This window comes from Pseudomonas sp. GD04158 (assembly GCF_029834875.1).
GTDB lineage: Bacteria > Pseudomonadota > Gammaproteobacteria > Pseudomonadales > Pseudomonadaceae > Aquipseudomonas > Aquipseudomonas hydrolytica.
Map to the genome: position 1 here is coordinate 1 of NZ_JAODYT010000051.1, position 14156 is coordinate 14156.

Genomic DNA, 14156 nt, shown 5'->3' on the forward strand with positions numbered 1-14156 from the left:
CCTTCGATATCGCCGCCTTCGCCCACCTGCACGACGAACGACTTGCCATTGACCTCGACGGTGTAGACCTCGGGCTTGCCGGCCTCGCGAGCCGGGGCCTCCTTACCGGTCGGGGCCGGCTCGAAGGCCGCCGGGTTGCCGCGGTTTTCCAGGAACTTCAGGCCGATCTGCGGGAACAGCGCGTAGGTCAGCACGTCGTCGATCTCATCGACGGCCAGCTTGATGCCTTTCTCCTGGGCGATACCCTTGAGTTCGGCGGTCAGCTTGTCCATTTCGGCCTCAAGCAGGTCGGCCGGACGGCAAGTGATGGCCTCGCCGCCATCCAGTACACGAGCCTGCAACTCGGCGTTGAACGGCGCAGGCGCAGCGCCGTATTCGCCCTTGAGTACACCGGCGGTTTCCTTGGTGATGGACTTGTAGCGCTCGCCGGTGAGCACGTTGATCACCGCCTGGGTGCCGACGATCTGCGAGGTCGGGGTCACCAGCGGGATGAAGCCGAGGTCTTCGCGCACGCGCGGGATCTCGGCCAGCACCTGGTCGAACTTGTCCTGGGCGCCCTGCTCCTTGAGCTGGCTTTCCATATTGGTGAGCATGCCGCCCGGGACCTGGGCGACCAGGATGCGCGAATCGACGCCCTTGAGGTTACCCTCGAACTTCGCGTACTTCTTGCGCACCTCGCGGAAGTAGGCGGCGATTTCCTCCAGCAGCTCCAGGTTGAGTCCGGTGTCGCGCTCGGTGCCCTGGAACATGGCCACCACCGACTCGGTCGGCGAATGACCGTAGGTCATCGACAGCGAGGAGATGGCGGTGTCGACGTTGTCGATACCGGCTTCCACCGCCTTGAGAATGGCCACGGACGACAGCCCGGCAGTGGCATGGCACTGCATGTGAATCGGGATGGCCAGGCTGGCCTTCAGGCGCGAGACCAGCTCGAAGGCGGTGTACGGGGTGAGGATACCCGCCATGTCCTTGATGGCCACCGAGTCGGCGCCCATGTCTTCGATCTGCTTGGCCAGATCGACCCACATGTCTAGGGTATGCACCGGGCTGGTGGTGTAGGAGATGGTGCCCTGGGCATGCTTGCCCTGTTTCTTGACGGCCTTGAGTGCGGTCTCCAGGTTGCGCGGGTCGTTCATCGCATCGAACACGCGGAACACGTCGACGCCGTTGACAGCCGCGCGCTCGACGAACTTCTCCACCACATCGTCGGCGTAGTGACGATAGCCCAGCAGGTTCTGCCCACGCAGCAGCATCTGCTGACGGGTGTTGGGCATGGCCTTCTTCAGTTCGCGGATGCGCTCCCAGGGGTCTTCGCCGAGGTAACGAATGCAGGCATCGAAGGTCGCGCCGCCCCAGGACTCCACCGACCAGAAGCCGACCTGATCGAGCTTGGCAGCGATCGGCAGCATGTCTTCCAGGCGTACTCGGGTGGCCAGAATGGATTGGTGAGCATCACGCAGCACCACATCGGTAATCCCGAGTGCTTGTTTTACGGCAGTCATACAGGAGCTCCCTCTAGAACCTGATCAACCGCGACGGGCGCGGTGCTGATGAATGGCGGATTGGATGGCAGCCAGTACCTCGGCATCCGGCTCATGGCTGGCCGGCTTGATGCTGGGTGCTGCGGCAGAGATGGCGGGGGCTGGGGTGTGCGGAGCGAAGAGATTGATCAGGCGAGACATCGCACTGACCACCGCCACCAACAGCACCAGAAAGGTAAACACGAAACCCATGCCGAATAGCATGAGTTCGACACCCTCGAGCAGGAGTTCACTGGGGGTCATCTTGGCTCCTTTGCCAGCAGCTCGCAGGGCTGCGTTCATTATTGATTAGGAGCGCCCGAGGCCAGCGCCTGGGCAAAGCTGGCGAACCTTAGCCTGAAACAAGTGTTTCAAGCAAACCCCAGACTGCCCGGTCAGGCATTTTTGTAGTGGAGGCGCGATTTCACTACCAAAGGAGGAGCGGCTAGGGCTCGTATGCGACTAGGACGCCATCATTTCGCGACCATCAACGGCCGGTGCCAGCGCCAGCAGCTGTTTGAAATGGCGCGTTTCATCGCCCGGCGTGCGCCCGAACAGACGCTTGAATTCGCGACTGAACTGCGACGGGCTTTCATAGCCGACACGCTGCGCGGCACTGAGCGCACTCAGGTCGTTGCGAATCATCAGCAGGCGCGCCTGATGCAGCCGAATGGCCTTGAGGTACTGCAGCGGCGAACGGCCGGTCATGGACTTGAAGTGCACATGGAAGGCCGGCACGCTCATGCTGGCGATCTCAGCCAGCGAAGGCACATCGAGCGACTCCTGATAGTCGCGATGAATTCGCTGCAGAACCCGCGCGATACGGCCGAAGTGGCTGTTCTGCGCCAGGGTCGCACGCAGGCCGCAGCCCTGCTCGCCCTGCAGCACGCGAAAAACGATCTCACGCAGAATCGACGGACCGAGCAGACGCACCTCGTCAGGGTCGGCCAGCGCTTCCAGCAGCCGCAACGTGGCGTCGCTCAGGCGTGCATCCATCGGGCTGGAATAGAGCGTTGCGGGCTCGGCAGCCTGGGGCTCGTCCAGATCCATCACCAGCTCCGCCACCAGCAGCGGATCGACCCGCAGCGCCACACCCAGCATGGGCTCTTCGGCGCTGGCCTCGGTTTCGATGGAAAAGGGCAATGGCAGCGCGAGGACCAGATAGTGCTGCGCATCGTAGACGTACAGGTTGCCGTCGTGCAGCCCGCGCTTGCGCCCCTGGATCACGATCACGATGCTCGGCTCGTACAGTGCCGGTGTCACGGGAAGCGGGCGATTGGAACGCATGAAGGTCACGCCATCGAGCTGCGACGCCGTGTAACCCTCCTCGGGCGCCAGGCGCAGCATCAGCTCGACCATACGCTGTTTCATGCTCTGGGGTGTCGTTGTCATGGCTCGGGTATCGGCTCGCACTGAACACCGGGGCATTGTAAGAAGCATTCAATAGAAACAGGCAATAACCAAAGAGTAACCGGACTTAGCGACCACCCGCCTCCCGCCTAGCATGGAGTCTCCCAACAACAGTGGAGATCGCCATGAGCAAGGTCATTCTCATCACCGGCGCCAGCAGCGGCATCGGCGAAGCCATCGCCAGACATCTCGCAAGCCTGGGTCACCAGGTGGTACTGGGCGCGCGGCGCATAGATCGCCTGCAGGCACTGGTAGAAGAACTGCAGGCCCAGGGTCAACAGGCCTCGTGCCGCCCCCTCGATGTCAGCCAACTGCACGACATGCAGGCTTTCGTCGAGCATGCCGAAACTCATCACGGCCCCGTCGACGTGATCATCAACAACGCCGGCGTGATGCCGCTGTCGCCGCTCAACGCCCTGAAGGTGGATGAGTGGAACCGCATGATCGACGTCAACGTACGCGGTGTGCTGCACGGTATCGCTGCCGTGCTGCCAGGCATGGAGAAACGCGGGCGCGGCCAGATCATCAATATCGCCTCCATCGGTGCCCACGCCGTATCGCCGACCGCCGCGGTCTATTGCGCGACCAAGTACGCCGTCTGGGCGATTTCCGAGGGCCTGCGCCAGGAAAGCGAGCGCGTGCGCGTCACCACCATCTGCCCGGGCGTGGTCGAATCCGAGCTGGCCGACAGCATCACCGATGCCAGCGCGCGCGATGCGATGAAGGCCTTCCGCCGTATCGCCATCACGCCGGATGCCATCGCCCGCGCGGTAGCCTATGCAGTCGAACAGCCGGACGACGTCGATGTCAGCGAAGTCATCGTGCGCCCGACCGCCAGCCCTTATTGATGGAGGCGAGCATGACAACGAAGAACAACCTGGCAGCGCTGCTGATCAGCGGCGCCCTGCTACCCGGCGCGGCAAGCGCGGAAGCGCAAAACCCGCACCCATACGTGGGCATGTGGGTAACGGACGATGGCCATGTCCGCCATGAGCTATTGGCCAACGGCCGTTATGACGAGGCACGCGGCAACCGCGAAAGCGCCTACCAGGGCAGTTACCGCGTCACCGGCAACCACATCGATTACGTCGACGACACGGGCTTTACCGCCGACGGTGAATTCATCGACGACGTGCTCTACCACGGCGGCATGGTGCTGCGCCGCAAAAGCACTCCAAATGACGAGTAAGGCAACCCACCAGCCAAGGAAAGAAGCTTATGAACATGCAAAAAGCTGTCGCCGCGCTACTGCTCAGCCTGTCGCTCTGCCTGCCGACCTGGGCAAGTGACAACACCGCGGCCAATCAGGCCCTGATCCAGAAAGCTTTCGATGATTGGCGCGCCGGCCAAGGCGGCATCTTCCAGTTGCTAGCCGATGATGCCGTCTGGGTCGTGGCCGGCAGCAGCCCGTACTCCGGGACTTACCGCACGCGCGAGGCGTTCATGGAAGATGCAGTCAAACCCATCACCGACAAACTGGCCACGCCCATCGTGCCCACCGTCCGCCAGATCGTGGCGCAGGGGCCTCACGTGGTCGTGCATTGGGATGGCCAGGCGACCGCCAAGGACGGCAGTCGCTACGAGAACAGCTATTCCTGGCACATGCAGCTGGAGAATGGCCGGATCACGCGGGTCACGGCCTTTCTCGATACCTGGCGGCTGGTGCAGTTGATGGAGTGATCTACAGGAGGAAGATCGACGCCAGTCCCAGGAAGATGAAGAAGCCGCCGCTGTCGGTCATGGCGGTGATCATCACGCTGGCCCCCATGGCCGGATCGCGCCCCATGCGCGCCAGGGTCATGGGGATCATTACCCCCATCAACGCCGCCAGCAGCAGGTTGAGGGTCATCGCCGCGGTCATCACCACGCCCAGCGACCAACTGTCGTAGAGGCCGTAGGCGACTGCGCCGATGACGCCACCCCAGAGCAGGCCATTGATCAGCGCCACGCCCAACTCCTTGCGCACCAGGCGTGAGGTATTGCCGGTGCTGACCTGGTCCAGCGCCATGGCGCGCACGATCATGGTGATGGTCTGGTTGCCGGAGTTGCCGCCGATGCCCGCGACGATCGGCATCAGCGCCGCCAGCGCCACCAGCTTCTCGATCGAACCCTCGAACAGGCCGATCACCCGCGAGGCCAGGAAGGCGGTGACCAGGTTGATCGCCAGCCAGGCCCAGCGGTTGCGCACCGACTTCCACACCGAGGCGAAGATGTCCTCCTCCTCGCGCAGACCGGCCATGCTCAGCACTTCGCTTTCGCTTTCCTCACGGATCAGGTCGACCATCTCGTCGATGGTCAGACGGCCGATCAGCTTGCCGCTCTTGTCCACTACCGGCGCGGAAATCAGGTCATAGCGCTCGAACGCCTGGGCGGCGTCGTAGCCATCCTCATCCGGGTGGAAGCTCACCGGATCGTCAGCCATGACCTCGCCGACCTGCTTCTCCGGATCGTTGACCAGCAGGCGCTTGATCGGCAGCACGCCCTTGAGCACGCCGTCGTAATCGACCACGAACAGCTTGTCGGTATGCCCCGGCAGCTCCTTGAGACGGCGCAGGTAGCGCAGAACCACTTCCAGACTGACGTCTTCGCGGATGGTGACCATCTCGAAGTCCATCAGCGCGCCCACCTGGTCCTCTTCGTAGGACAGGGCCGAACGCACGCGCTCGCGCTGCTGGGCGTCGAGCGACTCCATGAGTTCGTGGACCACGTCACGCGGCAGTTCCGGCGCCAGATCGGCGAGTTCGTCGGCGTCCATCTCCTTGGCCGCGGCGAGAATCTCGTGATCGTCCATGTCGGCGATCAGGCTTTCTCGCACCGCGTCGGAAACTTCCAGCAGGATATCGCCGTCGCGCTCGGCCTTGACCAGCTGCCAGACGGTGAGACGCTCGTCCAGCGGCAGGGCTTCGAGGATGTACGCTATGTCCGCAGGGTGCAGATCGTCGAGCTTGCGCTGCAGCTCGGCAAGGTTCTGCCGGTGAACCAGGCTTTCCACCAGGTCCTGATGCTGGCCTTCCTGACGATGGGTCAGGCCCTCTACCAGCTTGTGGCGATGCAACAGCTCGATCACCTGGGCCAGGCGATCCTGCAGGCTCTCTTGCGGCTTCTTGGCTTCTACTTCAGTCATAGCGCGCTCCACCCCCAGCTGGCGGGCGCGCCAAAGGGGATCAATCAGGTCTTACACGATTGTGCGATGGGAGTATTGAGTAACTACTGGGTAAGTCCATGGTGGTATTCCACAAGCCCCGGCGGGACTGACGCGGCGAATGATAACACCGCAAACCAGCTTTGTACGTGACAAAAGCGCGGCAAGAACAACTGCTTGCGTCGCAAACTTCGATCCCGCATGAAAACCTGGCTATGCGACGCCAGCCAGCAACACCGGGACACGCTGGCAAGCGAGAAAAAACCATCTACGCTGACCAGGCAAACGTCATGGAGGACGACTCATGCGAGGATTGCACTTCGCAGCGCTGCTTGCCGCTGCGTTTCTCCACCCTATTCCAGACAGCTCGGCCGCCAGCGTGTTCCGCTGCGAGGACGCCAACGGCCATGTCACCTTCACCCGTCACGGCTGCGCCAGCGACCAGCAGCAGCGTCTGCAGGATGCACGCAACCCGACACCCGGCGGCGGCAAGGCCACCCCTCTGGCCGATCCCGGCCGACGCGTAACCACCACCCCAGCGAGCCCCGGCGAAGTGGTGATAGTCGGTCAACAGGACGATGGCTGCGGCAACCTGCTGACCAGTAGTGAACGACGCCAGGCCATCATCCGCCAGGAGATCCGCAGCGGCATGAGCCGTGCCGACGTGGAAAACAGCCTGGGCAAGCCGGACCGAGTTACGGCCAGCAACGGACAGCAGCGCTATCACTACCGCGAAAAACGCAAGGGCGGCGGCAGCCGGCAGGTCAGCTTCGACGAAGCCGGCTGCGTGAAGAAATGACGGGCAAATAAAAAGGGCCTGCATTGCTGCAGGCCCTTTGGGTATGGCGGACTCAGGAGGATTCGAACCTCCGACCGCTCGGTTCGTAGCCGAGTACTCTATCCAGCTGAGCTATGAGTCCGTTTGGCGCTTTTAGACCAGATCACCGCTGGTTGAGACATGGCTTGCATCGCTGCAGTGCCATTGAATATGGCGGACTCAGGAGGATTCGAACCTCCGACCGCTCGGTTCGTAGCCGAGTACTCTATCCAGCTGAGCTATGAGTCCGTTTGGCGCTTTTAGACCAGATCACCGCTGGTTGAAGCAAAATGGCTTGCAGCGATGCAAGCCATTTGAATATGGCGGACTCAGGAGGATTCGAACCTCCGACCGCTCGGTTCGTAGCCGAGTACTCTATCCAGCTGAGCTATGAGTCCGTTTGGTGCTTTTATACCAGATCACCTCTGGTGATTCGCCAGCCCGACCTACGCCCGACTCGCTGAATAATGGCGGAGAAGGGGGGATTCGAACCCCCGACACCCTTTTGAGGTGTACTCCCTTAGCAGGGGAGCGCCTTCGGCCACTCGGCCACCTCTCCGCAACACGGGGCGCATGATAAACATGTTTTCCCCGTTTGCAAACAAAAATTTGTAGAAAAATTAGTGGCTTGGTTCGTCACCCTTCTCTTTCTGGATGCGCTGGTAGATTTCTTCACGGTGTACGGCAACCTCTTTCGGCGCATTGACACCAATACGCACCTGGTTACCTTTCACGCCCAACACGGTGACAGTCACATCATCACCGACCATCAGGGTCTCTCCGACCCGGCGAGTCAGAATCAGCATTCCTTTCTCCTTACGGATTACATTTCGGGACAACAGTCTGCAAAAAAGAAAATGGTGTCAGCTTCCTGCTAAATCAAGCCGGGAAACCTCACCCAAGTATTGACCAGCCCGCGCAGAAAGAAAGTTCCCGCGAGCTGGGCAAAAAGACGAAAGGCGCGGAACCAGCCGCGCCTTTCGGGTAACAGGTATCACTCGCCCTGTCGGGACGGGGCGTCCAGTTCGAACGCCGTGTGCAGGGCACGCACCGCCAGCTCCAGGTACTTCTCCTCGATGACCACGGAGACCTTGATTTCCGAGGTGGAGATCATCTGGATGTTGATGGTCTCCTTGGCCAGCGCTTCGAACATGCGGCTGGCGACACCGGCGTGAGAGCGCATGCCGACACCGACGATGGAGACCTTGGCGATGTTGGTGTCGCCGACCACCTCACGGGCGCCCAGCTCGTCTGCGGTCTTCTGCAGCACGCCCAGGGCGTTGTTGTAGTCGTTGCGGTGCACGGTGAAGGTGAAATCGGTGGTGTTATCGTGCGAGACGTTTTGCACGATCATGTCCACTTCGATGTTGGCGGCACTGATCGGGCCGAGAATCTTGAAGGCGATGCCGGGGATATCCGGTACCCCACGGATGGTCAGCTTGGCTTCGTCGCGATTGAAAGCGATGCCGGAAATGATCGGCTGTTCCATGGATTCCTCTTCATCAAGGGTAATGAGGGTGCCCGGCCCCTCCTGGAAGCTGTGCAGGACGCGCAGCGGGACGTTGTACTTGCCGGCGAACTCCACCGAGCGGATCTGCAGCACCTTGGAGCCGAGGCTGGCCATTTCCAGCATTTCCTCGAAGGTGATCTTCTCCAGACGCTGGGCCTTGGGCACCACGCGCGGGTCGGTGGTATAGACGCCATCGACGTCGGTGTAGATCTGGCATTCGTCGGCCTTCAGCGCTGCCGCCAGGGCCACGCCGGTGGTATCGGAACCGCCACGACCGAGGGTGGTGATGCTGCCGTGCTCGTCCACGCCCTGGAAACCGGCGACGACGACCACACGACCGGCCTTGAGATCGGCGCGAATCTTCTGGTCATCGATCTGCAGAATGCGCGCCTTGTTGTAGGCGCTGTCGGTGAGGATGCGCACCTGGTTGCCGGTGTAGGACACCGCCGGCACACCACGTTTGATCAGCGCCATGGCCAGCAGGGCGATGGTCACCTGCTCACCAGTGGAGACCATGACATCCAGTTCACGCGGGACCGGCTCGCCGTCGCTGATCTGTTTGGCCAGATCGATCAGGCGGTTGGTTTCGCCGCTCATGGCAGAAACCACGACGACGATGTCGTCGCCTTTCTCGCGGAACTTCTTAACCTTCTCGGCCACCTGCTGGATACGCTCGACGGTGCCGACGGAGGTGCCCCCAAACTTCTGTACGATCAAAGCCATTTCAAAAAGCCGCCTGATTCCTCGAAGGGCGCCCATTAAACCCGCATCGGGTCACACTGCCAAGGCCCGCCGGACGCACTGCGGGCCCCGCTTTCCCACCTGTTACAGGCCCTGCTCGACGAAAGTCGCAGCCAGTGCCAGCGCTTCGTCCAGCTTGCCGGCATCGACGCCGCCGCCCTGGGCCATGTCCGGACGACCACCACCCTTGCCGCCCACGGCAGCTGCGGCCTGACGCATCAGGTCGCCAGCCTTGAGCCTGGCAGTCAGGTCCTGGGTCACGCCGGCCACCAGCACCACCTTCTCGTCGAACACGCCGCCGAGCAGGATCACGCCGCTGCCCAGCTTGTTCTTCAACTGGTCGACCAGCGCCAGCAGTGCCTTGCCGTCCAGGCCGTCAAGACGCGCAGCCAGCACCTTGGTGCCCTTCACGTCCACGGCGGAACCGGCCAGATCGTTGCCGGCGGCGCTGGCGGCCTTTGCCTTGAGCTGCTCCAGTTCCTTTTCCAGCTGACGGTTGCGCTCGATCAGGGCAGAGAGCTTGTCCAGCACGTTGTCGCGGCTACCCTTGACCAGGGAAGCGGCTTCCTTGAGCTGCTCCTCGGCCGCGTTCAGCCAGGCCAGCGCAGCGGCACCGGTCACCGCTTCGATACGGCGCACGCCAGCAGCCACGCCACCTTCGCTGGTGATCTTGAACAGACCGATGTCGCCGGTACGCGAGACATGGGTACCGCCGCACAGCTCGACGGAGAAGTCGCCGCCCATGCTCAGCACGCGCACCTGGTCGCCGTACTTCTCGCCGAACAGCGCCATGGCGCCCTTGGCCTTGGCGGTTTCGATGTCGGTTTCTTCGGTCTCGACCTCGGAATTCTTGCGAATCTCGGCGTTGACGATGTCTTCCAGCTGTTTCAGCTGCTCGGGCTTGATCGCCTCGAAGTGGCTGAAGTCGAAGCGCAGACGCTGACTGTCGACCAGCGAGCCCTTCTGCTGTACATGATCGCCCAGCACCTGACGCAGCGCGGCGTGCAGCAGGTGGGTGGCAGAGTGGTTCAGCGCGGTGGCCTGACGCACGCTGGCCTCGGCCTCGGCCTTGACGCTGGTGCCGACGGAGAGGCCGCCCTTGGCCACCACCCCGTGGTGCAGGAAGGCGCCGCCGGCCTTGGTGGTGTCACGCACGTCGAAGCGCACGCCGGCGCTCTCGAGATAACCGCAGTCGCCGATCTGGCCGCCGGATTCGGCGTAGAACGGAGTCTGATCCAGCACCACCACACCCTCCTCGCCTTCGGCGAGGCTGTCGACCGCAGCACCTGCCTTGAACAGGGCAATGATCTTGCCGCTGCCGCTGGTGCCTTCGTAGCCGAGGAAGCGGGTGTCGGCGTCGACCTTGACCAGCGCGTTGTAATCCATGCCGAAGGCGCTGGCGGAACGGGCGCGCTCGCGCTGCGCCTCCATCTCGCGCTCGAAGCCTTCTTCGTCCACCGACAGTTCGCGCTCGCGGGCGATGTCGGCAGTCAGGTCGACCGGGAAGCCGTAGGTGTCGTACAGCTTGAACACGATGTCGCCCGGGATGACCGAGCCCTGCAGGCCGGCCAGATCCTGCTCGAGGATCTTCAGGCCCTGCTCCAGGGTCTTGGCGAACTGCTCTTCCTCGGTCTTCAGCACGCGCTCGATATGCACCTGCTGCTGCTTGAGCTCGGGGAAGGCTTCGCCCATCTCGGCCACCAGGGCGGCGACGATCTGGTAGAAGAAGCTGCCCTTGGCACCCAGCTTGTTGCCGTGACGGCAAGCGCGACGCACGATGCGGCGCAGCACGTAGCCACGGCCTTCGTTGGACGGGGTCACCCCGTCGGCGATCAGGAAGCTGCAGGAGCGGATGTGGTCCGCCACCACCTTCAGCGAAGCCTGTCCTTCGTTGGCGCAGCCGATGGCCTTGGCCGAGGCGGCCAGCAGGTTCTGGAACAGGTCGATCTCGTAGTTCGAGTTGACGTGCTGCAGTACGGCGCTGATGCGCTCCAGGCCCATGCCGGTGTCCACCGAGGGCGCCGGCAGCGGGTGCAGCACGCCATCGGCAGTACGGTTGAACTGCATGAACACGTTGTTCCAGATCTCGATGTAGCGATCACCATCTTCTTCCGGGCTGCCGGGTGGGCCACCCCAGATGTGCTCGCCGTGGTCGAAGAAGATCTCGGTGCACGGGCCGCACGGGCCGGTGTCGCCCATTGCCCAGAAGTTGTCGGACGCATAGGGCGCGCCCTTGTTGTCGCCGATGCGGATCATGCGCTCGGCCGGTACGCCGATTTCCTTGTTCCAGATCTCGTAGGCCTCGTCATCGGTGGCATAGACGGTGACCCAGAGCTTTTCCTTGGGCAGGTTCAGCCACTTGTCGGAGGTGAGGAATTCCCAGGCGTAATGGATGGCATCGCGCTTGAAGTAGTCGCCGAAGCTGAAGTTGCCCAGCATTTCGAAGAAGGTGTGGTGGCGCGCGGTGTAGCCGACGTTTTCCAGGTCGTTGTGCTTGCCGCCGGCACGCACGCACTTCTGGCTGGTGGTGGCGCGGGTGTAGGCGCGCTTTTCCAGGCCCAGGAAGCAGTCCTTGAACTGGTTCATGCCTGCGTTGGTGAACAGCAGGGTCGGGTCGTTCGCCGGGATCAGCGAGCTGGAAGCGACACGGGTGTGCCCTTTTTCTTCGAAGAAGCTCAGGAAGGCTTCACGGATTTCTGCGCTTTTCATAGGGGTCTTCCAAGGAAACAGGCGGCCACGGCAAAAGCCGGCAAAGGGCCGCATTATATCGGGCCCACCGCGCGCGGCTAGTGCCTTTGTTGATAGCAGGCGCCTATCGGACGCTGCGGTTACGACTCAAAGCGAGCGAAAAACGGCAAAGGCCTCGATCACCTGCTCGATTTGCTCGGCGCTGACGTTCAGATGAGTGACCAGACGCAGGCGTGGCGCCGCGCTGACGGCGATGCCGCGTTCAGCCATGAAGGCCTTGATCTGCCCGGCACGCTCGCCGAGCTGCACATAAACCATGTTGGTCTGCACCGGTTCGACGCTGTAGCCCAGTGCGGCCAGGCCCTCGCCCAGACGTGCGGCGTTGGCGTGATCATCGGCCAGGCGCTCGACCTGATGCTGCAGTGCATACAGCCCCGCCGCCGCCAGCACGCCGGCCTGGCGCATGCCGCCGCCAACCATCTTGCGCAGACGCCGCGCCTTGCCGATCAGCGCCGCGCTGCCGCACAGCACCGAACCGACCGGCGCACCGAGGCCCTTGGACAGGCACACCGAGACGGAATCGAAATGCCGGGTGATCTCCCGTGCCGGCACGCCCAGCTTGACCGCGGCGTTGTACAGCCGCGCGCCGTCCAGGTGCAGGCTAAGACCTCGGCGCAGCGTCAGCTCGCGGGCGGCAGCCAGGTAGTCGAGCGGCAGCACCTTGCCCTGCATGGTGTTTTCCAGCGCCAGCAGGCGAGTACGGGCGAAGTGGAAGTCGTCCTGCTTGATCGCCGCCTCGACCTTGGCCAGATCCAGCGAGCCATCGGCCTCGCCGTCGATGGGCTGCGGCTGGATGGAGCCGAGCACCGCCGCACCGCCGCCCTCGTACTTGTAGGTATGCGCCTGCTGGCCAACGATGTACTCGTCGCCACGCTCGCAGTGGGCCATCAGGCCGAGCAGGTTGCTCATGGTGCCGGTCGGCACGAACAAGCCGGCTGCAAAGCCCAGCTGGTCGGCCAACCAGGCTTCCAGACGGTTGACGGTGGGGTCTTCGCCATAGACATCGTCGCCCAGCTCGGCAGCCATCATGGCTTCGCGCATGGCGGCAGTGGGTTGGGTGACGGTGTCGCTACGCAGGTCGATCAGAGGCATGGCAGGCTTTCCCGGCAATTGGCGAAAGGCTCATGCTAAAGAGGTCGCTCGGGCAATCACAAGGTACAGTTGAGCAATAAAGCAGCTTGCCCAGCGACGTAGCCCGGAGCAAATCCGCGGATGGCAGACGCCACGTCAGTTCCCGGAAGGCACCCTGGCTACGCCAAGCCTGCGCCGTCGTCCGGCACGATCAGGATGCCCGCACGCAGACCGTTCTTGACCTTGGGATTGGGGAAGATGATGCGCGCATTCTGCTCTTCCACCACCCAGCGGGTGTCGGCGATGTCCTCGGCGAGCAGGTAGCCGGGTTCGAGCTCGGTGAAGTTCTCGATATCGGCCGGCAGATGCAGCTGGAAGCTGTCGCTGTGCTTGATGATCTCGCGCGATACGGCGAACAGCTGCAGGCCGTCGAGCGTCGGCTCGTCGTCGACCATCTCGCGTCCTTCGATCAGCGCCTGCAAGGCATTTTCCAGCAGGTCGAGATTGACCAGCTGGTTCTGGCCGAACGCACGCGCCTTGCCCAGTTCAAGGGTGAAAGCCTCGGCGCCGAGCTGTCCGTAGGTGTAGGCGCTGAAGGTGATCGAACCCTTGTTCTGCAGCAGCACGGCCTCGATCCCGGCGGCGCGCAGACGCTGCAGTTCGCGGCGCGAGTGGGTACGCCCTTCGTGCCAGGGATAGAGGGCGAACTGCTCGATCTTCGAGCCGCGGATGGCGGTGTGCAGGTCGTAATGCAGACGGGTGCGACCGGTGTCCTTGCCGAAGAAGGTAGCCGCCAGGTGTTCCAGATCGCAGGCTCGGATGGCCTCGAAACCGCTGGATTGCTCGTGGCGACCGTTGAACAGGCGGTTGATGTCCTGCTCGACGAAGCGCTCGCCGCGGCGCATGGCCTCGGGATTGCCGAACAGGAAGAGAATGCGCGCCGCCGGATGCAGCTCGTTGCGTGCGATACCGCGCAACAGGCGGTCGAGCAACTCGATGGGCGCGGTTTCGTTGCCGTGGATGCCGGCCGACAGCAGCAGGTCGAGGCCGTTGTCGCGCGCGGCCGGCGGGGTAATCTCCAGCGCGCCCTCATCCAGCCAGCGCAAGCGCGTGCCATCGGGGGTCAGCTGGATCTTCGCCGACGGCTCGTGGCCGGCCAGGGTCAGTTCAAGCAGTTTGCCGAGAGCAAGCATCGGA

13 protein-coding genes and 4 tRNA genes are annotated in these 14156 nt (G+C 62.9%); 4 read left to right on the top strand and 13 right to left on the bottom strand.

The features are described from left to right. From oadA to N7333_RS17495, 3 genes are all read right to left on the bottom strand, one after another. Positions 1-1502 (bottom strand): sodium-extruding oxaloacetate decarboxylase subunit alpha (oadA, locus tag N7333_RS17485; protein ID WP_279859165.1); only part of this gene is annotated, 1502 nt, incomplete at its 3' end. Positions 1503-1526: 24 nt separating this feature from the next. Next, positions 1527-1784, bottom strand: a complete 258-nt coding sequence (locus N7333_RS17490) for an OadG family protein (protein WP_003244490.1) — start codon at positions 1782-1784, stop codon at positions 1527-1529. 198 nt (positions 1785-1982) lie between these two features. Further along, a complete protein-coding gene (locus N7333_RS17495) occupies positions 1983-2891 on the bottom strand; it encodes an AraC family transcriptional regulator (RefSeq protein WP_230089970.1) in 909 nt (302 codons plus the stop codon). Between the two features lie 164 nt (positions 2892-3055). On the opposite strand from N7333_RS17495, the gene N7333_RS17500 reads away from it, so the two are divergent. From N7333_RS17500 to N7333_RS17510, 3 genes are all read left to right on the top strand, one after another. After that, the gene (locus N7333_RS17500; RefSeq protein WP_279859166.1) at positions 3056-3778 is read left to right on the top strand and encodes an SDR family oxidoreductase; all 723 of its coding nucleotides are present in this window, start codon (positions 3056-3058) and stop codon (positions 3776-3778) included. Positions 3779-3888: 110 nt separating this feature from the next. Next, positions 3889-4119 (top strand): Atu4866 domain-containing protein, encoded by a 231-nt coding sequence (locus N7333_RS17505; protein ID WP_198134362.1) that lies wholly within the window; start codon positions 3889-3891, stop codon positions 4117-4119. Between the two features lie 29 nt (positions 4120-4148). Continuing rightward, on the top strand, positions 4149-4610 hold the full coding sequence (locus N7333_RS17510; protein WP_129483095.1) for a nuclear transport factor 2 family protein: 462 nt from the start codon (positions 4149-4151) through the stop codon (positions 4608-4610). A 1-nt stretch (position 4611) separates the two neighbouring features. Here N7333_RS17510 and mgtE read toward each other — a convergent pair whose 3' ends face one another. Next, on the bottom strand, positions 4612-6054 hold the full coding sequence (gene mgtE / locus N7333_RS17515) for a magnesium transporter (RefSeq protein ID WP_003244481.1): 1443 nt from the start codon (positions 6052-6054) through the stop codon (positions 4612-4614). Between the two features lie 322 nt (positions 6055-6376). Between mgtE and N7333_RS17520 the strand changes: the two genes are divergently transcribed. Beyond that, positions 6377-6871 carry a DUF4124 domain-containing protein gene (locus N7333_RS17520; protein WP_279859167.1) on the top strand — a complete coding sequence of 165 codons (495 nt, stop codon included), beginning with the start codon at positions 6377-6379 and terminating at the stop codon, positions 6869-6871. A gap of 44 nt (positions 6872-6915) precedes the next feature. Here the strand turns inward: N7333_RS17520 and N7333_RS17525 are convergent. The 9 genes from N7333_RS17525 to astE form a co-directional block, all read right to left on the bottom strand. Continuing rightward, positions 6916-6992, bottom strand: a tRNA-Arg gene (locus N7333_RS17525). A 69-nt stretch (positions 6993-7061) separates the two neighbouring features. Beyond that, positions 7062-7138 (bottom strand) — tRNA-Arg (locus tag N7333_RS17530). 72 nt (positions 7139-7210) lie between these two features. Further along, positions 7211-7287 (bottom strand) — tRNA-Arg (locus tag N7333_RS17535). Between the two features lie 70 nt (positions 7288-7357). Continuing rightward, positions 7358-7448, bottom strand: a tRNA-Ser gene (locus tag N7333_RS17540). A 61-nt stretch (positions 7449-7509) separates the two neighbouring features. After that, positions 7510-7695, bottom strand: coding sequence for a carbon storage regulator CsrA (csrA, locus tag N7333_RS17545; protein WP_003244478.1), 186 nt, complete (start codon positions 7693-7695; stop codon positions 7510-7512). A 188-nt stretch (positions 7696-7883) separates the two neighbouring features. Continuing rightward, a complete protein-coding gene (locus tag N7333_RS17550) occupies positions 7884-9122 on the bottom strand; it encodes an aspartate kinase (RefSeq protein ID WP_003244475.1) in 1239 nt (412 codons plus the stop codon). Between the two features lie 102 nt (positions 9123-9224). Further along, entirely contained in the window at positions 9225-11849 is a 2625-nt protein-coding gene (alaS, locus tag N7333_RS17555; protein ID WP_279859168.1) for an alanine--tRNA ligase, read from the bottom strand. A gap of 126 nt (positions 11850-11975) precedes the next feature. Then, a complete protein-coding gene (ltaE, locus tag N7333_RS17560; protein WP_279859169.1) occupies positions 11976-12980 on the bottom strand; it encodes a low-specificity L-threonine aldolase in 1005 nt (334 codons plus the stop codon). A 158-nt stretch (positions 12981-13138) separates the two neighbouring features. After that, positions 13139-14152, bottom strand: coding sequence for a succinylglutamate desuccinylase (gene astE, locus N7333_RS17565; RefSeq protein WP_148117778.1), 1014 nt, complete (start codon positions 14150-14152; stop codon positions 13139-13141). Positions 14153-14156 lie beyond the last annotated feature (4 nt).